The sequence below is a fragment of the Halomonas gemina genome (genome assembly GCF_023554995.1).
GTDB classification, from domain to species: domain Bacteria; phylum Pseudomonadota; class Gammaproteobacteria; order Pseudomonadales; family Halomonadaceae; genus Halomonas; species Halomonas gemina.
Genome location: NZ_JAMJPK010000002.1, coordinates 201734 through 223502, shown reverse-complemented (window position 1 = coordinate 223502; position 21769 = coordinate 201734). Strand labels below are relative to the sequence as shown.

Genomic DNA, 21769 nt, shown 5'->3' with positions numbered 1-21769 from the left:
CACTGTGCTCAGCATGCCCAGGAGCACATCATGGCCCAGCCTCTTCCTCCTCCCCTCTCCCGCCGCCGGCTGCTGCGCGGCCTGCTCGCCGCGGCGGCCGTCACGGCGCTGCCCTCTGCCGTCACCCTGGCACGGGCGGCCGAGCCGCTGACCCGCGAGCTTCCCGGCACCGGCGAGGCACTGCCCCGGGTCGGCCTTGGCAGCTGGATCACCTTCAACGTCGGCGATGACCCGGTGCTGCTCGAGGCGTGCACCGCGGTCATGGCGGCCTTCTTCGCCGCGGGCGGACGCCTGATCGACTCCTCGCCGATGTATGGCTCGTCGCAGGCGACGATCGGCCATGCCCTGGAGCGCCTCGAGGCCGTCGATCGCGTCTATGCCGCCGACAAGGTCTGGACCTCGCGCCCCGCCGGGGGCCCGACGCAGATCGAGGCCTCCCGCCAGGCCTGGGGCGTGCCGCGCTTCGACCTGCTGCAGGTCCACAACCTGCTGGGCTGGGAAGGCCATCTCGAGACCCTGCAGGCGATGAAGGCGGCCGGCGAGGTGCGCCACCTGGGCATCACCACCTCACACGGACGACGCCATGAGGAGGTCGAGCGCATCATGCGGCGCGCGCCGCTGGACAGCGTCCAGCTCACCTACAACATCGTCGACCGCGAGGCAGAGAGTCGCCTGCTGCCCCTCGCCCGGGAGCGCGGCATCGGCGTGATCGCCAACCGCCCCTTCCAGCGCAAGCGCCTGATCCGACGCCTGGCGGGCAAGCCGCTGCCGCCCTGGGCCGTCGAGATCGGCGCCGCCAGCTGGGCGCAGTTCATCCTCAAGTTCATCATCTCCCACCCGGCGATCACCTGCGCCATCCCCGCCACCACCCGCGTCGAGCATGTCCGCGAGAACCTCGCCGCCGCCCGCGAGCCGCTGCCCGACGACGCCATGCGCCGCCGCATGGCCGACCACGTGCGAGGGCTGTAGGGCTTGGGCGGCGGCGCCTGGTGGAGCTATCGCCCCGAGGAGCTGCTGATGTTCTCGCCGCGGGTCTATGCGCGGCTGTGGCCGACACGCCACGTCCTGCGTTGACTCGCCTCGCCGAGGACTCGGCCAGAGCCTGGTAGGCTGGTCCTCTCAGCGCCCGATCCCCCCTCCGGTCAGGATACCCGTGCCATGTCCCGATCCCGCCTGCTCACCCCCAGCCTGCTGCTGTCGCTGGCCCTGCTCCAGGGCTGCGAGCCGAGCGAGCCCCCGGTCACGCTGCTCGACCCGCCCGAACCGGGCGAGACGCTGAGGGTCGCCACCCGCAACGCCGCCACCACCTACTACCTGGACCGCCACGAGACCCCGGCGGGGCCGGAACATGACCTGGTTCAGCAGTTCGCCGAGGCTAACGGATGGGACGTCGAATGGGTGCTGCGAGCGTCTACCGCCGAGGTGCTGCAGGCCCTGGAAGCCGGCGAGGTCGACCTGGCCGCCGCCGGGCTGACCCACCTGCCCTCCCGCGACGAGCGCTTCCGCCGCGGCCCCGGCCATACCGACATCGTCGAGCAGCTGGTCTGCCACCGCGAGATGCGCCCCCTGCCGCGGGAGGTGGAGGAGATGGCCGGCATCGAGATCCGCGTCACGGCGGACTCCAGCTATGCGGAGAAGCTCGAGAGCCTGGTCAACCGCCACACCGGCATCGCCTACGAGGAGGACCCGCGCACCACCGAAATACTGCTGGCCGAAGTGGCCGAGCGGCACATCGACTGCACCCTGGCCGACTCCAACATCGTGCGGGTGGTGCGCCGCCACTTCCCGCATCTGGAGGTCGCCATGAACCTGACCAGCGGCGACCGGCTGGGCTGGTACCTGCCGGCCGGCCACCAGGCGCTGGCCGACATGGCCGGAGAGTGGATAGAGAGCACCGAGGGCCAGCAGAGCATCGCGGCGATGGAGAACCGCTACTACGCCTATATCGGCGAGTTCGACTTCGTCGACCTGCGCGCGCTGAACCGGCGCATCGACGAGCGCCTGCCCTCCTTCCTCGAGCTCTTCCTGGCCGCCGAGGCGACCACCGGCATGCCCGCCGACCTGCTCGCGGCCCTGGCCTACCAGGAATCGCACTGGGACCCGCAGGCCGTCTCGCCCACCGGCGTGCGCGGCATCATGATGCTCACGCAGAACACCGCCGAGTCGCTGGGCGTCGCCAATCGCCTGGACCCAGCCGCGGCGATCGACGGCGGCGCGCGCTACCTCGCCGACCGCCACCAGCGGCTGCCCGAGAGCATTCCCGAGCCGGACCGCACCTACCTGGCCCTGGCGAGCTACAACATCGGCCGTGGCCACCTGCTGGACGCCCGGGAGCTGGCGCGCGAGCTCGGCAAGAACCCGGACTCCTGGGAGGACATGAGGGAGGTGCTGCCGCTCAAGGCCGACAAGCGCTACTACCCGCAGACCCGCTACGGCTATGCGCGAGGCTATGAGCCGGTGCACTACGTCCAGCGGATCCGCAACTACCAGGACGTGATCGGCGCCGCGGTGGAAACGTCGCTTGACGGGGAGTGAATGCCTCGGCCTCGCGCGAGGCCAAGGCCGAGAGCGTCAGGTGAGCCGTGCGCCGCCGGGCCGTGTCAGGCCACGAGGCCCGAGCCGAAGGCCAGGTGCACGGCGATGGCCGCCATCATCACGCCGATGGAGCCGTCGATCGCCCGCCAGGCCAGGGGCCGGGAGAGCCAGGGCGAGAGCGCCGAGCCGCCCCAGGCCAGCAGGCTGAACCAGAGGATCGAGGCGCTGATGGCGCCTGCCACGAAGGTGGCCGCACTCTGCTGCTGGGCACCGATGGCCGGGATCAGCAGCAGGGTGTCGAGGTACACCTGGGGATTGAGCAGCGTGACCGCGAGGGTGGCGAGCAGTACCCCCCGGCGGCTGCGCCCGCCCGATGCGCCGCCGGACAGCCCCTGTCGGCCGGTGGCGGCGCGATGGAAGGCCTGGGCCGCCAGCCAGGCGAGGAACACCACCCCCAGCCAGCGCAGCGCCTCCAGGGCGCCCGGCATGCTCAGCAGCACCGCACTGACCCCGAACATCCCGGCCACCAGCAGCAGCACATCGGTACTCATGCACAGCCCGGCCGACCACCAGTGGTGCTCCCGCCGCACGGCCACCCCCAGCACATAGGCGTTCTGCGCGCCGATGGCGATAATGATCCCGCCGCACACCACCAGCCCGGTGAGATAGCTCTCCAGCATCGCGTTTCCCCTGTCATGGCACCCGTCGAGAGCGGCCAGCATAGCGACGCCTCGACATGCCGGAAAATCATCCTGCTAATACTGCATCAGTTCTGCTTATAGTTGGGCGCCCAACCCTTCCCGGCACGGAGGTCCCATGCTGGACTACAAGCTGCTCCAGGCGCTGGCCACGGTGGTCGAGTGCGGTGGCTTCGAGCGGGCCGGCGAACAGCTGGGGCTCTCGCAGTCGGCGGTCTCCCAGCGGATCAAGGCGCTGGAGGTCCGCCTGGGGCAGCCGGTGCTGGTCCGCCACCCGGCGCTGCGGCCCACCCCGGCGGGCCAGCGGCTGCTCAACCACGTCCAGCAGGTCCAGCTGCTCGAGCGCGACCTGCGCACGGCCCTGCCGACCCTGGAGGAGGCCTCGCCCCGGCTGCGCATCGCCCTCAATGCCGACAGCCTGGCGACCTGGTGGGCCGCGGCCGTCGGCGACTTCTGCCGGGCGGAGGGCCTGCTGCTGGACATGGTGATCGAGGACCAGGACGTGGGCCTCAAGCGGCTGCGCGACGGTGAGGTGGCGGCCTGCCTGTGCGCCAGCGACCAGCCCATCGCCGGGGCCCGCTGCGTGCCGCTGGGCACCATGGTCTATCACCCCTTCGCCACCCCGGCCTATATCGCCCGCCACTTCCCGGACGGGCCGACCCCCGAGGCCTTCCGCCAGGCACCGGCCATCGTCTACGGCCCCCATGACCAGCTGCAGCACCGCTTCCTGGCCAGCTGCGGCTACCACGGCAGCTTTCCCTACCACCTCTGCCCCTCGTCGGAAGGCTTCGTGCGCCTGACCGGTGCCGGCATGGGCTACGGCATGCTGCCGCGATTGCAGGTGGCCTCGCTGCTGGCAGAGGGCCGGCTGGCCAGCATCGCCCCCGAGCGCTCGCTGGCCGTGCCGCTCTACTGGCACTTCTGGCGGCACAGCGGCGAGGCGCTGGAGCGGCTGACCGGGGTGCTGGGCGAGGTCAAGCTGCGGTAGAGCGCGGCTTCGCGGTGATCGCCAAGGGGCGACCAGGGCGCACGCAGGCATGTCCGAAAAACTCTTGCTGCAATGCAGCAAGAAAGCGCTTATGGTGATTAGGCAATCCCCTTCAGGAGGGCAACTGCAATGACTACCCCACAAGCGCATTCCCGTTCGTTCGATTCCTACGTGCTACAGTGCTGGGCACACCAGGCCCAGTTGCAGCGTGACGCCTTCGAGGCCTTCGCCGCCTACCTGGGCTGACGATGCCTACTGCGTGCTCCGAGCCAGCACCATCGACGGGTCAGGGTCACCCTCATCCGTGCTACACCCCCGATGGCCAGGCGCCTTCCAGGTTAGCCCCTTCTTCGCGGACTCCTTGGCGAAGGCACTGGCCCGGCGGCACAAAGCCTGTATGATGATTGTGCAACATCTTCAGATACGGAGCAGAAAACACGATCGATCATTCTTTCAAGCCAGCACGGGAGGTTCTCATGAAGGTCTACAAACCGGAATGGCAGTGCACGTTTAGCGTAAACGAAGGCGTGGAAGAATCAGCCAGCTGGAAGAAGCGAATCGCCTGGCGCTTTCGGGAATTCGCCGACAGGCTGGACGGTGGTGGAAGAACGATCAAGATTGACTGCAACGTCACCCCCGAAGTGAGCCGTGAGGAGGTCGACACCTGCCTGGAGAAGGGCTTCGCCCTGAGCCAGAGCCTGCTCACCCAGCTCGCCCACCAGGCCGCCTGCGAAGATGTCATGCGTGATGCCAAGGCGGAGCTGTTCGAGGAAGCGCCTCAACGTTGAGGCCGTGACCGTCCCTGCAGGTGCAGTCACCACACCCCATTCGGCCCCTGGCCGGATGGGGTGTTTTTTGGATAATCGCATTTTGGCGGGAAGCAAGCGAAGTCCCCCTGTGGGAGCGACGGTTCGGCGCTCCGACTTCAGATCGCGAAAGAAGGCCGGAGGCCTTCCCGGCAATAGGCACTCAGCCCCGGGGCACCTGTTGGCGCCATTCGCGCAATGAATTGCGCCCCCACAGGACTGCATCACGCCAGTCTGCGATGAACCTTTTTTTCGAACGTGTCTCTCATCAACGAGCGGGTAACCCCGCGACCTCCGCCAGGAACGCCTCGATGCCCGCCAGGTAGACCGCCTCGCTCTCCAGGAACCCGGTATTGTGGCTGCCGTCGATCACCAGCATCCGCTTGGGCTCGGACGCCGCCGCATGAACAGCCTCGCCCTCGGCGAACGGGATGATGTCGTCCTCCCGGCTGTGGATGACCAGCACCGGCGCCTCGCTCTGTGCCACATAGTCCGCGGTATCGTAGTCGAAGCGCGACAGCCAGCGGGCCGGCAGGATGGGGTAGAGTCGCTGGGCCAGCTCGGGAACCGAGCGGAACGGCGACTCCAGGATCAGTGCCGCGGGGCGCACCTCGCCCTTGAGGTCCCCCGCCAGGTTCGCCGCCACGGCGGCCCCCAGCGAACGGCCGAACAGCACGATCTCATGGGGCGGCAGGCCAGCCGTGTCGCGCAACCAGCGCCAGCCGGCCCGGGCATCGCGGGCCGTGCCCGCCTCCGAGGGACTGCCCTCGCTGCGACCGTAGCCTCGGTAATCGAGAATCAGCACCGAGAGCCCCAGGCGGTGGAACTGCTCGATCGAAGCCAGGCGGTGGGAAATGTTGCCGGCATTGCCATGCAGGAACAGCAGACCGCCCCGTGACGTCCGGGCCGGCACCCACCAGGCGTCCAGGCGCAGGCCATCCTCGGTACCCAGGGTGACCGGCTCATACTCCAGGCCGCGATCCTGTGGGGTGGCAAGATACTCTCGCCCGCCCACGTGAGGCAGATAGAGCAGCCGGCCCTGGAAGGCACAGGCCACCATCACCAGCATGGCGTAGGCCAGCAGCAGCCAGAGGAGCAGGCGAAACAGGGGATGGAGGTCACTCATCGGCACCCTCGAGACCCGAGGCACAACCACCAGCCTAGTCCAGCCACGGCAGCACCAGATTCTCCCCTTGACTTACAAAAAAACACACTATATTCACAGAGAGGGTCCTGTCCCGCGTCCGGTGGGCCCTGGACCACAGGACATCACATCCTTGCCGCCCCTCCGAGGCCGAGAAGGTCGCACAATGAACATCCCGACACTGGCATGCGAGCTGCCTGATGCAGCACCCGAAGAACTGGTGGAGCAGCTGTTTCCGATGCCCGACCTGCCTCCGGCGTGCATCGGCCTGGAGATGTCACTGGCCCGGCGACTGGCCCAGGCCAAGGCGCGCCTCGACCGCCTGGAGAATGAGGTCGACTCGCGCGACCTGAGCGCCCTGGCCACGGCACGGGTGGAGTTCGCCCTGGCCGCCCGGGCGATGGCCGACGAGCTGATTGCCAGGGGCCTGCACGCCTTGCAGGACGGCGACTGTCGCTTATAGGCGACAGCCTCTGCTCCCGCAGCAGCCCGTCTTCTCGCCTTGCGCGCCGAACGTGTTGGCGGCTGGCAACAGTCTGCTCGCTCTCGCCGGGCCGGGGCAAGACACCTTGACCACCGTAAAACTCCAACCACCTGATTTACAGGATATTTCATTGACCCTGGCACGCCTTTGGCTAGATACCTGGCAGGAGAAGGACTCGTCGCGATGAGCGGTTCAAGGAAGAGCCACCCCCTCAGGGCAAGACTCATCACGACGAGGGCTCAGGGAAGAGCCAACCCCAAACACACCATTAGCCCCGAGACAGCGGGGTGAAAAGGGAGGCACAATGAGACTCAAGACACTCGCTGCCGGCATGACGCTGGCCTTCGTTGGTCTCGCAGGCTCAGCCGCCCACGCCGAATCCGGCAGTCTGGGAGTCCAGACCAACAGCGCGACAGACTCGACGCTGGATAGCCAAACAGGCAACGACCAGTTCGGTGTCAGCAGCAGTACCCAGGTAGGCGTGGAGGTCGGCGTCGACGGCTCCACCCGAACCGAAAGGGAGTTCCAGCAGCAAGGCGAGCTGCAAACCGATACTCGCGCCGGGAGCCAGACGGGTGCAGAACATCGTGGCGACGCCGGCGTCGAGGGCACCCTGGAATCGGCGACAGGCACCGGGCACGACACCGCCGCAGAGGCCTCGGATCGCTCGAGATCGGTTCTCGAAGGGGCTTCCGACACCCTCGAAGCCGGCCGGGAAACGAGTGAGCAGTGGCACGAGGAAGCCACGCAAGCGTCAGGTCAGGCTACCGGTAACCTGGGCACTACTGCCGAGGCGGAAGGCTCTGCCAATGCCAGCGGCGAACTACGCTGACGCCTCTGCCTCTCCGCAATACCCATCATGACGCCCTGAGCACGGCCCATCGGATCGACCTGATGGGCCCTCTTGCGCATGGCCCATCGGGTCCCTCATCCATCACAGCCGCATGCGTATGAAGGAGACGTACATGCCGAAGGCGAGCATGGGCGTGCTTGCCGTGGGGCCCGGCGTCCATCATGCCGGCCGACCGGCCAGGTTGGCCTGGCCGCCACCCCTGCATTAGACTGGTCGTCTACTCACCGAAGCGAAGGAGCCGCACGATGCAATCCCGCTACTTCACCATCAACGACCATCCGCAGGGCACCCCGGCACGCGAGCTGTTCGAGCTGCACGAGAAGGAGTTGCCCCCGCTCGCCGAGGGCGAGGTGCGCATCCGCAACACCTGGCTGTCGGTGGACCCCTATATGCGCGGCCGCATGAGCGGCGTGACGACCTACATCGAGCCCTTCGAGCTGAACGCGCCCCTGGAAGGTGCGGCCATCGGCGAGGTGATCGAGTCCCGCGATGCGGCCTTCTCCGTGGGCAGCAAGGTGCGCCATATGGGCGGCTGGCGGGATATCGCCCAGCTTCCCGGCGACCAGCTGGAGCCGCTGCCCACCTTCGAGGTGCCGGAGCAGGCCTACCTGGGCGTACTCGGCATGCCGGGCATGACCGCCTGGACGGGCCTCAATCGCATCGCCGAGATGCAGGAAGGCGACAACGTGCTGGTCAGCGGCGCCGCCGGCGCAGTGGGCTCGCTGGCCGTGCAGCTGGCCAAGGCCAGGGGCGGCACCGTGGTCGGCATCGCCGGCGCCCCCGAGAAGCTCGAGTGGCTGGAGTCCCACGGCATCAAGGCGGTGAGCTACCGGGACAAGGACGCTGCCCAGCTCACCGAGGCGCTGCAGGACGCCTGCCCCGAGGGCTTCGACGTCTATTACGAGAACGTCGGCGGCACCTGCCTGGAGGCCGCACTGAACTCCCTCAGGGTCGGCGCGCGCATCGCCGTCTGCGGGATGATCGCTCGCTACAACGAGGCCACGCCGAGTGCCGGTCCGGGCAACCTGGCGATGATCCTGATCCGCCGCGCCCGCATGGAGGGCTTCATCGTCTTCGACCACTGGGCGCATTATCCGCAGTTCCTCGAGGAGGTCGGCCCGCAGGTCGAGAGCGGCAAGCTCGACTACGAGGAGACCGTAGAGGATGGCCTCGAGCGTACCCCGGATGCCTTCCTCAAGCTGTTCGAGGGCGCCAACCGCGGCAAGATGCTGGTCAGGCTCTGATCCGAACGTCCCTGCATGCAGGATGCGCTGGCCGGCCGGCGCATCCTGTGTCCTCAGCCGACGGCCCTGCCTGACGCTCGAGCGCTATTCCGCAAGCCGAGGAAACGGCCATGCACGCCATCAATCCCGAGAAGCTGTACCACAGCAAATGGACCGCGGTGCGGCCCCGGAACAAGGAGAAGCACTTCCTGGTGACGGCGCTGGAACGCGACGAGGAGGAGACAGTGGTCGCGGTGGTCCTCGAGGCCGTCTACACCCGCCGCGAGACCACCCTGCCCTGGCGGGCCCTCCAGGATGAGGCTACCTGGCAGATGGGCTGGCGCTGATCACTCAGCGCTGCTCCGTGTCGTCCCGCTCGTCCCGCTCGTCCCGCTCGGCGGCCTCGGAGACCGACGACGTGACCTTGCTGATCAGTTGGGGCACGAAGCGTTCCGAGAAGCCCGCCACGAATGACCAGAACAGCAGCTTGGCCAGGTCAGGACCGGAACTCGGGTAGGTTTCCTGAAAGACACGCAGCATGAAGTCCTCGCCCTCCTTGATATCGTACCGGCTCGGGAACGAGAAGGCGGGGAAGAGATCGCCCGAGACGATGCCGGAGAGGAACACCAGGTAGAGCACCAGGGCGAACACCCCGCCGAAGATGGGCACCAGCAGGATCTGGAACCAGGAGGCGTTCAGCAACGCGAGCTCCTCGTCCGTGACCTTGTTCAGGCGTTGCTGGATGCTGACGAACCCCCCGATGATGCCGCACAGGGGCACCGCCCAGGTCACCAGGAAGCGCTGGTTGTAGAAGAAGGTCAGCGCGAAGATCGCGCCCAGCACGGCGACCGCCACCGTGGTCATGACGATCAGGCGCCTGGTGATGGCATGGATATGCCGGATGCGCTGCATGGTGCGGCCTCCGAACCCCGGGGCCTCCTTGCCCCTGGAGAGTCCTTCCCCTCCCTTGACGATAGTCGACCCGCCCGGGGCTAACCACGCGAGGGCTTACAGCCGGCTACCCGACGACGCTTCCCGGCGGGGTGGGCCGGCGCGGGGCCGGCTGATGTCGTTACCGGGAAAGCGGGGATCCCGGCCTTCAGCCACGCGGGTCCAGCAGGCCCGCGTAGCGCACCCCGCTCAGCAGGGCCATCTCGCGGTGCCAGGTGGCCAGGTCCTCGCGGTTGAACTGGTCCAGGCGGTCGTGGCCGCAGGCCCGCGCCATGACCTGCATCAGCGAGACGGAGGCCTCGAGGAAGTTCTGTAGCTGGCGGGCGGACGTGTCGACGTCCAGCCGCTGGCGCAGGTCCTTGCGCTGGGTGGCGACGCCGGCCGGACAGTTGTTGGTGTTGCAGATCCGCGCGGCCACGCAGCCGATCGACTGGATGGCGCTGTTGGCGATGGCAATGCCGTCCGCCCCGAGGGCCATGGCCTTCACAAAGTCGCTCGGTAGGCGCAACCCGCCGGTGACGATCAGGGTGACCCGGCCGCTGGCGCCCTGCGCGTCCAGGTGGCGCCGGGCGCGGGCCAGGGCCGGGATGGTGGGCACGCTGATGTGGTCGCGAAAGAGTGCCGGTGCCGCGCCGGTAGCTCCGCCGCGCCCGTCGAGGATGAGGTAGTCTGCACCGGCATCGAGGGCGAACTGGATATCCCGCTCGATGTGGTTGGCACTCAGCTTGAAGCCCACCGGGATGCCGCCGGTGACCTCCCGTACCCGGTCGGCGAAGCGCCGGAAGTCCTGCACCGTGTGCAGGTCCTGGAAGGTGGGCGGCGAGACCGCGGGTTCGCCCTCCGGGATGCCGCGCACCTGGGAGATCCTGCCGGTGTTCTTGTTGCCCGGCAGATGGCCGCCGATGCCGGTCTTGGCGCCCTGCCCGCCCTTGAAGTGAAAGGCCTGGACCTTCTCGAGCAGCGCCTCCCGATAACCGAAGCGGGCGCTGGCCAGCTCGTAGAAGTAGCGGGAGTTCTCCTGCTGCTCCTCCGGCAGCATGCCGCCTTCCCCGGAACAGATGCCGGTGCCGGCCAGCTCGGCGCCGCGCGCCAGGGCAATCTTGGCCTCCTCGGAGAGGGCCCCGAAGCTCATGTCCGAGACGAACAGCGGCATGCCGAGGGTCAGCGGCTTGTTGGCCTCGGGGCCGATGACCAGCTCGGAGGCGACCTCGGCCTCCTCCATCAGTGGCTGGGTCGCCAGCTGGGCGGCCATGATCTGCAGGTCGTCCCAGTGCGGCAGGGTGTGGCGCGGCACCCCCATGGCGGTGGTCGGGCCATGGGGCCCCATCTGCTCGAGCCCCTCCCGGGCCAGCCGATGGATGAACGCCACCGTAGGCTCCTCCTCGGTCGCCTTGGCCTCCGGGGCCTTGGCCTGCGGCGACTCATCGCTCTCGCCCTCACCCTGCTCCTCCCCGGGGCCCTCCTTGCCCACCTGGTCATCGGCAAACTGCTGGTGGGTGCCGTCGCAGAAGGGGGCATCGGCGGTGTGCTTGCACTGGCAGAGGGGGGCCTCGCCATCCTGCTCGGCGACGAAGCTCTTGGGCGTGAACCCGGTGCCGGCGTGGGAGCCATCGCAGAACGGCTGGTCGGCCGAGCGCCCGCAGCGGCAGAAGGCGTACTCCTTGCCCTTCGTCAGCTTCACCTGGACGGGCTTGTTGTCGGCGATGACGGGTTGGCTCATGGTGACGGGCTCCTGATCGAGTTGATGCCGGGAAGGGCGCGGATGGGGCGCCTTCGCACGGACGTCGTTGAAGCGTGGTGTACCCGGGCGGCGGGCGCCAGCTGCCGCGATACCCGGCCGCCCCTGGCGGGGAAACGCGGGCCGTCAATGCGGTGGTGTGCCGTCGCTGTCTGGCGCTGCGACTCCTTGCCGACCAGCCAGCACCTCGACCAGGTCGGCCAGGCTTGCCTCGCAGCGTGCCTCAGGCGCCCGCGCCTCGTCGCCCGGGCGATACTTGCCGGAGCGCACCAGGCACGCCTGCAGGCCAACCGCCATGGCGGCGGCCACATCGCACTCCACGTCATCGCCCACCATCAGCGCCTCGCCGGGCGCCACCCCGGCCTCCTCGAGCACGGTGCGGAAGAAGTCGCCCGTGGGCTTGCCCAGCACTCGCGCCTCGATACCGACGGCGTACTCCAGGGCACGCACGAAGGGCCCCGCATCCAGGTGCAGCGTCCCCGCCTGGCGGAAGTAGCGATTGGTACCCACGGCGAGCAGCGGTGCGCCGTCCAGCAGCAGCCGGAAGGCCTCGTCGAGGTGGGCATAGTCCAGGCGCTGCTCGGCATCGCCGAGCACCACGGCGTTGGGCTCGCCCCGGGGCAGGCCGGCGAACTCCGGCTCGAGTCGCTCGTGGATCAGCAGGTAGGGGCAGAGCCGATGGCGCTCGAGATAGCGACGGATCGCCCCCGGGGCGGTGAACACCTGCGCCGGCTCCACGGCGAAGCCAAGCCGCTGCAGCTCCTCGCAGACCGCTGCCGAGGTCTTGCGTGAGGTGTTGGTGAGAAAACGAAGCGCCAGGCCGCTCGCCTGAAGCCGCGCCACCGCCTCCACGGCGCCGGGCAGGGCCTCGCCATCCTCGGTCAATACGCCACTGATATCGAGCAGTACCGCCTTGAGCATGGTCGTTTCCTGACAAGGGATTTCCACCAGCCTAGCCCCTGGAAGCGCGATCAGCCGGGCATCGCGTCGCGCGGAGGCGGGTAATATCATCACGGACGTCACGAAGGCGTACCGCCAATGGGGCCAATCGCGGCATGACGCTGCGGGGGAGATGACAATCTCATCCATATTGACGGCGTTCATGGCACAGAGGGCTGATGCATCTCTCATCCAGTGATAAGGTTACGGTTTGTGAAACGCGGTAATCTGCGATGACTCGCGATGAATCGACACCGACGACGGATACCCTCGACCACCGCAAGGGCCCCTCCGATATCGTGACCACCTTCCATAACGCCCCTCAGACGGCTATCCGCGACCAGGCCGCCCTGCTCGATCGGCTCCATACCCCGGTCTGGATCTTCGATATCGAGCAGGAGCGGATGCACTATGCCAATGCCGCCGCCTTGCGGCTCTGGGAGGCGACAACGCCCCAGGCGCTCTATGCCCGCGACTTCTCCTCGACGATGAGCGAGGCAACGCGGCGACGCCTGGCGGACTACCTCCCGCGCCTGGCGCGGGGAGAGGTCATCGATGAACACTGGAGCTTCTACCCCGGCGAAGAGGCCATCTCGCTGCACTGTCGCTGCAGCCCTGTCGTCATGAACGATGGACGAACCGGCATGCTGGTGGAAGGGATGGAAAGCGACATCTCCCTGGATGCCTCCAGCCTGCGTGCCCTGGAAGCCATCCGGCACACGCCCATGATGGTCTCGGTGTTCGACGGCCAGGGGCGCCTGCTGGTGCGCAATCCGGCCGCGCTCGAGGCACGCCAGGGCCTGAGCTCCTTCGACGCCTGCTTCGCGGATCACGCCATGGCCGAGCAGCTCCTCCAGCGGCTCGAGCGCGAACCGAGACACGCGCTGGAGGCAATCATGCGGGTCAACGGCCGCGAGCGTTGGCACCATGTCGACCTGTGTCGCGCCACCGACCCCAAGACGGGCCTGCCGATGTTCGTGATGGGCGAGTTCGACATCACGCCGCGCAAGGCGCTGGAGACCGCTCGGCGCGTCTCCCAGCGGCAGCTGGAAGTGGTCATCGAGGGCCTGGACGTGGGCCTGCTGCTCGAGGACGAGGAGCGCCGAGTGATCGTGGCCAACCAGGCCTTCTGCGACCTGTTCGGCCTCGAGGTGCCTCCCGAGCAGCTCGTGGGCATGGACTGCCGGGAGGCCGCCGAGTCCACCAAGGGCCATTTCGCGGAGCCGGAAGGTTTCGTGACGCGAATCGAGGAGCTCGTCGCGGAAAGGCGCAAGCAGACCCGCGACCTGCTGGCCATGGCGGACGGCCGCTTCCTCGAGCGCTCCTACACGCCCCTGTTCGTCGCCGACGAGTACCATGGGCACCTCTGGGTGTATCGGGACATCACCCGGCAACGGCATCAGGAGGCCGACTGGGCCCGCAAGGCCAGTACCGACCCCTTGACCGGGCTCGCCAACCGCCGCTCCTTCGATGAAGCCGCCAGAAGCATCGCCCGATCGGTCAAGGAAGAGGCATGCCAAGCGGCCCTGTTGATGATCGACATCGACCGCTTCAAGGCGATCAACGATACCCTGGGCCATGCCGAGGGCGACAAGGGCCTGCGGCTGCTGGCGAACACCCTGCGACACAGCCTGCGCCAGAGCGACCTGCCCTGCCGCACCGGCGGCGAGGAGTTCATGGTGATCATGCCCGGCATGTCGCCCGAGGAAGCCCGAACCGTCGCCTGGCGCCTGCTGCGCCAGATCGCCGAGGCCACGATCGAGGCCGAGACGCTGCCCTTCTACTTCACGGTGAGCATCGGCGTCACCGGCTTCAAGCCCACCGATGCGCGCATCGAGGCCGTCATGCAGCGCGCCGACGCCGCCATGTACCAGGCCAAGCATGAAGGCAGGAACCGCGTGGCGGTTCACTGATAGCCGCGCCAAGATCAGACAGCGATCTCGGCGTTGCCACCACCTTGTCTTGCCGCCTCTCCCAGTGCTAGAGCACGCCTTCCGCCCAGCCGTAGACGGCCCCAATCACCGCCCCGAAGATGAGATGGGCGATCAGCATGGACAGCGGTGCCACCAGCCCGAAGCCCAGCCCGAAGAGGCCAGAGCCCGCCAGGGGAAAGACCGTGACCATCACCACCAGCCAGCTGCCCACGCCGAACTCCAAGCCCCGCCGGATGGGAGTGCGGCCCGGGAGATAAGGGACCAGCAGCGCGAACAGCAGCCCCCAGATCAGCGTGCCCACGACAAAATGGATGCCCCAGGCCAGCATGTAGCTGTCCGGCGCGCCGAGCAGGTCCTGAGCGGCCAGGTTCATGACCTCGATGGGGTCGTACCAAGGTATGATGCCCGCCGCCAGGCGCAGCACCAGGATCAAGGAGATGACCAGAGTGGCCGCGAACCCGGCCATCAACCCTCGTAACAGGCGAGTGCTCATGGTGTCCTCCCTGCGGTGGCTGTGTCTTTCAGTGTAGCCACTCCATCGGAGACGACGCGCATGGTCAGGTGCCCGGCAAGCCTCGTCCCTGCGGTAACACCGGGATGCCTCGCTCAGCCAAGCCGGGTATTGCCCTCGGCATCGATGGGGAACCCCGGGTTGTAGGCCACCTCCCAGAGGTGGCCGTCGGGGTCAGCGAAATAGCCGGAATACCCGCCCCACTCCGCCCGGCTGGCGGGCTTCACCACCCGCCAGCCCAGCCCTTCCTCATAGAAGCGCCGCGCCCGCGCCAGGTCGCAGACGCCCAGGGTGATCAGACTTACGCGCTGTTCCACCGCGATTACCTCCCGGCCTGTGCCCTATCAATCACCATAGCGAGCAGACGAGATTCAGGGCCACGGGATCAGCACATTCAGTCTATGCGACGGTGGCTGTTTCGAGCCAAGAATGAGGGTCTGTCCCCGGTTGCCCTAAGAATCCGGGGGCAAGCGCACCTGCCAGGTTGGAAAAAAGGAGCCTGCTTGCAAGCAGGCTCCATGGCAGCGAGATGAATATCGCTTCAGTACGTGGTTACCACCACATGTCGGCTTGAACGCCCACGATGATGTCGCTCTCGTCGCGCTGATCACCATCCAGATAGGTGGCGAGGAAACGAATCTCCGGCGTCGGACCAAAACCGGTGTCGACTTTAAGCTTGGGCCCTGCCGTCAGCTTGTAATCGTAACTGGTCGATTTTACACCTGAAGCATCTTTTTCGCGGTTATACTGATAGCCGGCTTCCGTGACAAAATCCAGGTTGTCGCTGATGGGAAACGTGGGACGAACCATCGCCGACGCCCAGCTGTCCGTGTTTCCATTCTCCTTGTCATTATATTGCCCCTGCAGAGAATGGAACACGCTGACACCGTTATCGAAGAAGTATCCACCCCAGACCAGCGCACGCGTGGACATATCACCGCTTTCCACTGCTTTCACGCATGAGGTTCCGCAGTCGGTTCCAGTGATCTTGTTGCCTGTTACGTTACTTCCCGGCGCGTAAGTGTTGTACGTTGTCAGCGTGCCACCCAGCAACTGCCCGGACCCCAGCCCTTTACCCACCTGACCGATATATTTGGTAAAGCCCTTTTCGGACAAGCCATAGACACTCTCCGAATGAACGATGGCACTCAGATCATAGCCACTGGAGGCGTACTCATTGGATACACCGTCTTCTTCAACGAAGTTATCGGGCAGGTGCTTACCCATGGCGTGCAATTCGACACCTCCCAGGTCAACACCAACATGCACCGCATGCATGACATTGTTGCTGTCTCCCCAGAACCCCATATCCCCTGAGTCATCACTGGCGATATAAGCAAAATCCCACTTGTTGCCACCCAGCTCGATCCCTTCGACACCCGCACCAGTGCCTGACATATCGGTATAGAAGAAGTCAGTCATGAAGATGTAATTGTCTTTGCCATAAAAACGCTTACCGCCCCATACTGTGCCGGTCTCCGTATAACCATCGAACTCAACATACGTCTCGACCATGCCGATTTCGCTGTTTGCCGCGTCGGCATTGGCACCCAACTGGTTGGTGGCATATTGCGAGTTATCTGCGCCGGCTCGCGTTTTTATACGAACCTGCTGACTCTTGTCGTTTTCGAAATTCTTCTGCAGGGCCAGCTCAAAGTGATTGTCCGACTCGATACCCAGCCGCCCCAGACGCTCTTTTGAGCCGGGAAATTTTGAACGCTTGAAATCATCGTTCGCGTTAAACAGAACGCCCGCTCGAAAATAGCCGTGGAACTCGAATCCCTCCGACTTCTCTGCGTAAGTCGGCATGGAGGTCATACCCGCCGACAGCGCGAGAAAAGCGAGAGACATTTTTGTTAATTTCATGGTAACTCCACCAAGTTGAGAGCATAAGCAAATGAAAGCGGTTTCATTTGAGAGCTGACGTATAGCAAAGGAATGCCCTACTGATGATCATGAAACCGGTTTCATGAAGGAATTAGACATTCGTCTTCTGTATATGCTTCCAGTGTCTTGGAGGTGCCCCTGGCGGCAGGTTACGGCAGGAGCCGGACCGGAGACCGGCAGGACCTGCCCCCACATCGCGGGGGCCATAATGAGCAACAGATGCGGCATGATCCGCGTCCTGGCGATACGGTTGTTCGTGCAACGTAGCGCGCTGACGCGGAACCTGGACGTCTCACTCGGGGATGCCGGAAATGGCCGATCACTCCCACTCGATCGTCGCGGGCGGCTTGCTGCTGACGTCGTAGGTCACGCGGGAGACGCCGGTGATCTCGTTGATGATGCGGTTGGAGACGGTCTCCAGCAGCTCGTAGGGCAGGTGCGCCCAGCGGGCGGTCATGAAGTCGATGGTCTCCACGGCGCGCAGGGCGATCACCCACTCGTAGCGGCGGGCGTCGCCGACCACGCCGACGGAGCGCACCGGCAGGAAGACGGCGAAGGCCTGGCTGGTCTTGTGGTACCAGTCCGCCTTGTGCAGCTCCTCGATGAAGATGGCATCGGCCTCGCGCAGGATGTCGGCGTACTCCTTCTTCACCTCGCCGAGGATGCGCACGCCCAGGCCCGGCCCCGGGAAGGGGTGGCGGTAGACCATGTCGTAGGGCAGGCCGAGCTCGACGCCGAGCTTGCGCACCTCGTCCTTGAACAGCTCGCGCAGCGGCTCGACGAGCTTGAGCTTCATTGTCTCGGGCAGGCCACCGACGTTGTGGTGCGACTTGATCACGTGGGCCTTGCCGGTCTTGCTGGCGGCAGACTCGATCACGTCCGGGTAGATGGTGCCCTGGGCCAGGAAGTCCACGCCCTCGATCTTGCCGGCCTCATCATCGAAGACGTCGATGAAGGTGTTGCCGATGATCTTGCGCTTGGCCTCGGGGTCGGCCTCACCCTTCAGCTTGTCGAGGAACAGCTTCTCGGCATCCACGCGGATCACCTTCACGCCCATGTGGCGGGCGAAGGTCTCCATCACCTGGTCGCCCTCGGCCTTGCGCAGCAGGCCGTTATCGACGAACACGCAGGTCAGCTGGTCGCCGATGGCGCGGTGCAGGAGTGCCGCCACCACCGAGGAGTCCACGCCGCCGGAGAGGCCGAGCAGCACGTGGCTCTCGCCCACCTGCTCGCGCACCCGGGCGATCTGGTCCTCGATGATCTGGGCCGGGGTCCAGAGGCGCTCGGCGCCGCAGATCTCCAGCACGAAGTGCTCGAGGATGCGCAGGCCCTGCAGGGTGTGGGTCACCTCGGGGTGGAACTGCACGCCAAAGAAGCGCTTCTCCTCCCAGGCCATGGCGGCGATGGGACAGCTGGGGGTCGAGGCGGTAACGGTGAACTCGGCGGGTACCCGGGAGACCTTGTCGCCGTGGCTCATCCAGACGTCGAGCAGGTTCTTGCCGGTCGCGTGGTCGATGTGGTCGGCGATGTCGCGGAACAGCGCCGTCTCGGCGTCGAGGCGGATCTGGGCGTAGCCGAACTCGTGGACGTGGGAGCCCTCCACTGCGCCGCCCAGCTGCTCGGCCATGGTCTGCATGCCGTAGCAGATGCCCAGCACCGGCAGGCCCATCTCGAACACGCACTGGGGCGCGCGTGGCGAGTCCAGCTCGGTGACGGACTCCGGGCCGCCGGCGAGAATGATGCCGTTGGGGGCATACTCGCGGATCTCGGCCTCGGTGATATCGAAGGCGCGAACCTCGGAGTAGACGCCGATCTCGCGCACCCGGCGGGCTATCAGCTGGGTGTACTGGGAGCCGAAGTCGAGGATCAGGATCTTGTGGGCGTGAATGTCGGTCATCTGGCCTTTCCTTTGAGAGGCGAACGGCCCGGAAACACGAAAGCTGGAAGCGGCATGGCCACTTCCAGCTTCAAGCTTCCGGCTTCAAGCGTGTATCAGCCCGCGCGGTAGTTCGGGGCTTCCTTGGTGATCTGCACGTCGTGCACGTGGGACTCGTTGAAGCCGGCCCCGGTAATCTGCACGAACTGCGGCTTGGTGCGCATCTCCTGGATGTCGCGGCAGCCGGTGTAGCCCATGGAGGCGCGCAGGCCGCCCATCAGCTGGTGGACGATGGCGCTCATCATGCCCTTGTAGGGCACCCGGCCCTCGATGCCTTCCGGCACCAGCTTCTCGGCACCCTCGCTCTTGTCCTGGAAATAGCGGTCGGCGCTGCCCTGCTTCTGGGACATGGCGCCCATGGAACCCATGCCGCGGTAGGCCTTGTAGGTGCGGCCCTGGTAGAGCTCGATCTCGCCCGGCGCCTCCTCGGTGCCGGCCAGCAGGCCGCCGACCATCACGGTGCTGGCACCGGCGGCGATGGCCTTGGCCAGGTCGCCGGAGAAGCGCACGCCGCCATCGGCGATCAGCGGGATGTCGTAGGGCACCAGCGCGGCGGCCACGTTGGAGACGGCGGTGATCTGCGGCACGCCCACACCGGCGACGATGCGGGTGGTGCAGATGGAGCCGGGGCCGATGCCCACCTTGACGGCGTCGGCACCGGCTTCGGCCAGCGCCTTGGCCGCTTCCGCCGTGGCGATGTTGCCGCCGATCACCTGGATCTGCGGGAAGTGCTCCTTCAGCCAGCGCACCCGGTCGATCACGCCCTTGGAGTGGCCGTGGGCGGTATCGACCACCACCGCGTCGACGCCGGCCTCGGCCAGGGCAGCGATGCGGTCGGGGGTCTCGGGGCCGGTGCCCACGGCGGCGCCGACCAGCAGGCGACCGTCGGCATCCTTGGCGGCATAGGGGAAGGTGCGGGCCTTCTCGATGTCCTGGAAGGTGACCAGGCCACGCAGGCGGAACTCATCATCCACCACCAGCATCTTCTCGATGCGGTGCTCCTGCATCTTGCCCTTGATGACGGAGAGATCGGTACCCACCGACACGGTGACGAGCTTCTCGCCGGGGGTCATGATGTCGGCCACGCTGTCGCCGTGGTTGGGCTGGAAGCGCATGTCGCGCTGGGTCACCAGGCCTACCAGGGTCTCGCCCTCCACCACCGGGAAGCCGGAGAAGCCGTGCTCCTCGGCCATCGCCAGCAGGTCCGCCAGCTTGGCCTTGGGCCCCACGGTGACGGGGTCCTTGACGATCACGCTCTCGTGCTTCTTGACCTTGCGCACCTCGGCCGCCTGGTGGGCAATGGTCATGCTCTTGTGGATGATGCCGATGCCGCCTTCCTGGGCCATGGCGATGGCCAGGCGAGCCTCGGTAACGGTATCCATGGCCGCGGAGAGCAGCGGGATGTTCAGGAAGAGGTCGCGGGTCACGCGGGTCCTGAGGCTGACGTCGTTGGGCAGGATATCGGAATACCCGGGCACGAGTAATACGTCATCGAACGTAAGAGCTTCTTGGGCCATACGTAGCATATGCGGCAACACCCAGTGGACTGGTGGGAGGGAGTGAAGTTAATCCCCCATTATAGCGACCCTGCCCGGGGGCCGGCAATGCAAGTGGCAGGCATCGGGGTTTCCGCAGTCCCCGGGCGCTGCCACCGAGGCCGCGGCGCATGCTAGGGTATCCCCTACACCCGCCAGGGATGACCGCGCCATGCCCCACCCCGAGGACGCCCCGCTTTCCGTCAGCGAGCTCAACCGCCGCGCCCGCCAGGCGCTGGAGCAGGATGTCGGCGAGGTGTGGGTGGAGGGCGAGCTCTCCGGAGTGTCGCGGCCTGGCTCGGGGCACATCTACTTCACCCTCAAGGACGACCGCGCCCAGCTGCGCTGCGCGCTGTTCCGCACCCGGGCGCGCTTCGTCGCCGCCCCCCTGCGCGACGGTGACCGCGTCAAGGTGCGCGGCCAGGTGTCGCTGTTCGAGCCCCGCGGCGACTACCAGCTGATCGTCGAGGCGGTGCAGGCGGCAGGCGAAGGCGAGCTGCTGGCGGCCTTCGAGCGGCTCAAGGCCCGGCTCGCCGCCGAGGGCGTCTTCACCAACGCGCGCCCCCTGCCCTATCCGCCGCGCCACCTGCTGGTGCTCACCTCGCCCACCGGCGCGGCGATCCGCGACGTGCTGGCGGTACTCGCGGCGCGCTGGCCGCTGGTTCAGGTGACGCTGATCCCGGTGCCTGTGCAGGGGCGCGAGGCCGCCCAGGCGCTGATCTCGGCGCTGGGCCTGCTCAACCGCCAGCAGGCGCTGGACCCGACCCGCGACGCCATCCTGATCACCCGCGGCGGCGGCAGCCTGGAGGACCTCTGGGCCTTCAACGACGAGCACCTGGCCCGGGCGATCTTCCACTCGCGGCTGCCGGTGATGTCGGCGGTGGGTCACGAGGTAGACGTCACCCTGGCCGACTTCGCCGCCGACGTGCGCGCCCCCACGCCCTCGGCCGCCGCCGAGCAGCTAGTGCCCGACCGCCGCGAGCGGCTCCACCGCCTCGAGCGGCTGGCCGAGCGGCTGACCCGGGCCCAGCGCGCCCGCCTGGAGACCGAGGCCCAGCGCCTTGACCACCTGCGGGCCCGGCTGCGCCACCCCGGCGAGGTGCTGGCCGCGCGTCGCCAACAGCTGGCCCAGCTGGAGGGACGGCTGCGGCGGGCCATGCAGGCCAGGCTCGCCAGCGAGGGGCGCCGCGAGCACCACCTGCGCCAGCGCCTCGCCCTGCGCTCTCCGGACCGCCTGGTGGAGCAGGCCCGGCAACGGCTCACCCGCGCCCGCGGGCGGCTCCACCAGGCGATGCCGCGCGAGTCGGCCCGCCATCGCGAGCGGCTGGGCGGGCTCGCCCGCGAACTGCAGGCGGTGAGCCCGCTGGCGGTGCTGGGGCGCGGCTACGCGATCCTCGAGGATGCCCAGGGCCGGGTCGTGCGCCGAGCCGCGGACACCGCCCCCGGCCAGGCGCTGGAGGCGCGGCTGGGCGAGGGGCGGCTTGCCCTTTCGGTAACCCGCGTCGAGGCCTGCGACACCACGCCCCATGGCGAAAAGCCATCGGGGCGATAGGATTTGTAATATAGATATTCCAAATAATGATAACTAGAATTGTACCGAACAAGAA

20 protein-coding genes are annotated in these 21769 nt (G+C 66.9%); 10 read left to right on the top strand and 10 right to left on the bottom strand.

Translation table 11 applies throughout. The features are described from left to right. The first annotated feature begins 30 nt into the window (after positions 1 to 30). Both M8009_RS05075 and mltF read left to right on the top strand, forming a co-directional pair. Complete coding sequence (locus M8009_RS05075; protein WP_250059676.1) at positions 31 to 969, top strand: aldo/keto reductase; 939 nt, start codon at positions 31 to 33, stop codon at positions 967 to 969. A 189-nt stretch (positions 970 to 1158) separates the two neighbouring features. Then, the gene (gene mltF / locus M8009_RS05070) at positions 1159 to 2535 is read left to right on the top strand and encodes a membrane-bound lytic murein transglycosylase MltF (RefSeq protein WP_250059675.1); all 1377 of its coding nucleotides are present in this window, start codon (positions 1159 to 1161) and stop codon (positions 2533 to 2535) included. Positions 2536 to 2600: 65 nt separating this feature from the next. On the opposite strand, the gene M8009_RS05065 is transcribed toward mltF, so the two are convergent. Next, positions 2601 to 3215: a LysE/ArgO family amino acid transporter gene (locus tag M8009_RS05065; RefSeq protein WP_250059674.1), complete on the bottom strand. Its 615-nt coding sequence runs from the start codon at positions 3213 to 3215 to the stop codon at positions 2601 to 2603. 136 nt (positions 3216 to 3351) lie between these two features. On the opposite strand from M8009_RS05065, the gene M8009_RS05060 reads away from it, so the two are divergent. After that, a complete protein-coding gene (locus M8009_RS05060; RefSeq protein WP_250059673.1) occupies positions 3352 to 4221 on the top strand; it encodes a LysR family transcriptional regulator ArgP in 870 nt (289 codons plus the stop codon). Between the two features lie 476 nt (positions 4222 to 4697). After that, on the top strand, positions 4698 to 5009 hold the full coding sequence (locus M8009_RS05055; RefSeq protein ID WP_250059672.1) for a hypothetical protein: 312 nt from the start codon (positions 4698 to 4700) through the stop codon (positions 5007 to 5009). A 286-nt stretch (positions 5010 to 5295) separates the two neighbouring features. Here the strand turns inward: M8009_RS05055 and M8009_RS05050 are convergent, their stop codons facing one another. Then, entirely contained in the window at positions 5296 to 6153 is an 858-nt protein-coding gene (locus M8009_RS05050; RefSeq protein ID WP_250059671.1) for an alpha/beta hydrolase, read from the bottom strand. A 184-nt stretch (positions 6154 to 6337) separates the two neighbouring features. Here M8009_RS05050 and M8009_RS05045 point away from each other — a divergent pair, with 184 nt between their 5' ends. The 4 genes from M8009_RS05045 (at position 6338) to M8009_RS05030 (ending at position 9078) form a co-directional block, all read left to right on the top strand. Further along, complete coding sequence (locus M8009_RS05045; RefSeq protein ID WP_250059670.1) at positions 6338 to 6634, top strand: hypothetical protein; 297 nt, start codon at positions 6338 to 6340, stop codon at positions 6632 to 6634. 325 nt (positions 6635 to 6959) lie between these two features. Next, positions 6960 to 7487, top strand: a complete 528-nt coding sequence (locus M8009_RS05040) for a hypothetical protein (protein WP_250059669.1) — start codon at positions 6960 to 6962, stop codon at positions 7485 to 7487. A 266-nt stretch (positions 7488 to 7753) separates the two neighbouring features. Beyond that, on the top strand, positions 7754 to 8752 hold the full coding sequence (locus M8009_RS05035) for an NADP-dependent oxidoreductase (protein WP_250059668.1): 999 nt from the start codon (positions 7754 to 7756) through the stop codon (positions 8750 to 8752). A 110-nt stretch (positions 8753 to 8862) separates the two neighbouring features. After that, positions 8863 to 9078 (top strand): TIGR02450 family Trp-rich protein, encoded by a 216-nt coding sequence (locus M8009_RS05030; protein WP_250059667.1) that lies wholly within the window; start codon positions 8863 to 8865, stop codon positions 9076 to 9078. 4 nt (positions 9079 to 9082) lie between these two features. Here the strand turns inward: M8009_RS05030 and M8009_RS05025 are convergent, their stop codons facing one another. From M8009_RS05025 to M8009_RS05015, 3 genes are all read right to left on the bottom strand, one after another. After that, the gene (locus tag M8009_RS05025; RefSeq protein ID WP_250059666.1) at positions 9083 to 9643 is read right to left on the bottom strand and encodes a hypothetical protein; all 561 of its coding nucleotides are present in this window, start codon (positions 9641 to 9643) and stop codon (positions 9083 to 9085) included. A 187-nt stretch (positions 9644 to 9830) separates the two neighbouring features. Further along, positions 9831 to 11402 carry a glutamate synthase-related protein gene (locus M8009_RS05020; RefSeq protein ID WP_250059665.1) on the bottom strand — a complete coding sequence of 524 codons (1572 nt, stop codon included), beginning with the start codon at positions 11400 to 11402 and terminating at the stop codon, positions 9831 to 9833. A gap of 144 nt (positions 11403 to 11546) precedes the next feature. Then, positions 11547 to 12341 (bottom strand): TIGR01458 family HAD-type hydrolase, encoded by a 795-nt coding sequence (locus M8009_RS05015; RefSeq protein WP_250059664.1) that lies wholly within the window; start codon positions 12339 to 12341, stop codon positions 11547 to 11549. A gap of 251 nt (positions 12342 to 12592) precedes the next feature. Between M8009_RS05015 and M8009_RS05010 the strand changes: the two genes are divergently transcribed. Further along, positions 12593 to 14272: a sensor domain-containing diguanylate cyclase gene (locus M8009_RS05010; protein ID WP_250059663.1), complete on the top strand. Its 1680-nt coding sequence runs from the start codon at positions 12593 to 12595 to the stop codon at positions 14270 to 14272. Positions 14273 to 14339: 67 nt separating this feature from the next. On the opposite strand, the gene M8009_RS05005 is transcribed toward M8009_RS05010, so the two are convergent. From M8009_RS05005 to guaB, 5 genes are all read right to left on the bottom strand, one after another. Next, positions 14340 to 14786, bottom strand: a complete 447-nt coding sequence (locus M8009_RS05005; protein WP_250059662.1) for a DUF6789 family protein — start codon at positions 14784 to 14786, stop codon at positions 14340 to 14342. Positions 14787 to 14899: 113 nt separating this feature from the next. Beyond that, positions 14900 to 15121 (bottom strand): VOC family protein, encoded by a 222-nt coding sequence (locus tag M8009_RS05000; RefSeq protein WP_250059661.1) that lies wholly within the window; start codon positions 15119 to 15121, stop codon positions 14900 to 14902. Positions 15122 to 15356: 235 nt separating this feature from the next. Next, on the bottom strand, positions 15357 to 16670 hold the full coding sequence (locus M8009_RS04995) for a carbohydrate porin (protein ID WP_250059660.1): 1314 nt from the start codon (positions 16668 to 16670) through the stop codon (positions 15357 to 15359). Positions 16671 to 17010: 340 nt separating this feature from the next. Beyond that, positions 17011 to 18588: a glutamine-hydrolyzing GMP synthase gene (guaA, locus tag M8009_RS04990; protein ID WP_250059659.1), complete on the bottom strand. Its 1578-nt coding sequence runs from the start codon at positions 18586 to 18588 to the stop codon at positions 17011 to 17013. 95 nt (positions 18589 to 18683) lie between these two features. Further along, positions 18684 to 20153 carry an IMP dehydrogenase gene (gene guaB / locus M8009_RS04985; RefSeq protein WP_250059658.1) on the bottom strand — a complete coding sequence of 490 codons (1470 nt, stop codon included), beginning with the start codon at positions 20151 to 20153 and terminating at the stop codon, positions 18684 to 18686. A 181-nt stretch (positions 20154 to 20334) separates the two neighbouring features. On the opposite strand from guaB, the gene xseA reads away from it, so the two are divergent. After that, positions 20335 to 21714 carry an exodeoxyribonuclease VII large subunit gene (xseA, locus tag M8009_RS04980; protein ID WP_250059657.1) on the top strand — a complete coding sequence of 460 codons (1380 nt, stop codon included), beginning with the start codon at positions 20335 to 20337 and terminating at the stop codon, positions 21712 to 21714. The last annotated feature ends 55 nt before the right edge of the window (positions 21715 to 21769 follow it).

Coding starts and splice junctions, on each gene's coding strand:
- M8009_RS04995 (WP_250059660.1), bottom strand. CDS start 16,670: ATGAAATTAACAAAAATGTCTCTCGCTTTTCTCGCGCTGTCGGCGGGT.
- M8009_RS05015 (WP_250059664.1), bottom strand. CDS start 12,341: ATGCTCAAGGCGGTACTGCTCGATATCAGTGGCGTATTGACCGAGGAT.
- M8009_RS05005 (WP_250059662.1), bottom strand. CDS start 14,786: ATGAGCACTCGCCTGTTACGAGGGTTGATGGCCGGGTTCGCGGCCACT.
- M8009_RS05075 (WP_250059676.1), top strand. CDS start 31: ATGGCCCAGCCTCTTCCTCCTCCCCTCTCCCGCCGCCGGCTGCTGCGC.
- guaB (WP_250059658.1), bottom strand. CDS start 20,153: ATGCTACGTATGGCCCAAGAAGCTCTTACGTTCGATGACGTATTACTC.
- M8009_RS05020 (WP_250059665.1), bottom strand. CDS start 11,402: ATGAGCCAACCCGTCATCGCCGACAACAAGCCCGTCCAGGTGAAGCTG.
- M8009_RS05040 (WP_250059669.1), top strand. CDS start 6,960: ATGAGACTCAAGACACTCGCTGCCGGCATGACGCTGGCCTTCGTTGGT.
- M8009_RS05050 (WP_250059671.1), bottom strand. CDS start 6,153: ATGAGTGACCTCCATCCCCTGTTTCGCCTGCTCCTCTGGCTGCTGCTG.
- M8009_RS05035 (WP_250059668.1), top strand. CDS start 7,754: ATGCAATCCCGCTACTTCACCATCAACGACCATCCGCAGGGCACCCCG.
- M8009_RS05065 (WP_250059674.1), bottom strand. CDS start 3,215: ATGCTGGAGAGCTATCTCACCGGGCTGGTGGTGTGCGGCGGGATCATT.
- M8009_RS05010 (WP_250059663.1), top strand. CDS start 12,593: ATGACTCGCGATGAATCGACACCGACGACGGATACCCTCGACCACCGC.
- M8009_RS05060 (WP_250059673.1), top strand. CDS start 3,352: ATGCTGGACTACAAGCTGCTCCAGGCGCTGGCCACGGTGGTCGAGTGC.
- M8009_RS05025 (WP_250059666.1), bottom strand. CDS start 9,643: ATGCAGCGCATCCGGCATATCCATGCCATCACCAGGCGCCTGATCGTC.
- guaA (WP_250059659.1), bottom strand. CDS start 18,588: ATGACCGACATTCACGCCCACAAGATCCTGATCCTCGACTTCGGCTCC.
- M8009_RS05055 (WP_250059672.1), top strand. CDS start 4,698: ATGAAGGTCTACAAACCGGAATGGCAGTGCACGTTTAGCGTAAACGAA.
- xseA (WP_250059657.1), top strand. CDS start 20,335: ATGCCCCACCCCGAGGACGCCCCGCTTTCCGTCAGCGAGCTCAACCGC.
- M8009_RS05045 (WP_250059670.1), top strand. CDS start 6,338: ATGAACATCCCGACACTGGCATGCGAGCTGCCTGATGCAGCACCCGAA.
- mltF (WP_250059675.1), top strand. CDS start 1,159: ATGTCCCGATCCCGCCTGCTCACCCCCAGCCTGCTGCTGTCGCTGGCC.
- M8009_RS05030 (WP_250059667.1), top strand. CDS start 8,863: ATGCACGCCATCAATCCCGAGAAGCTGTACCACAGCAAATGGACCGCG.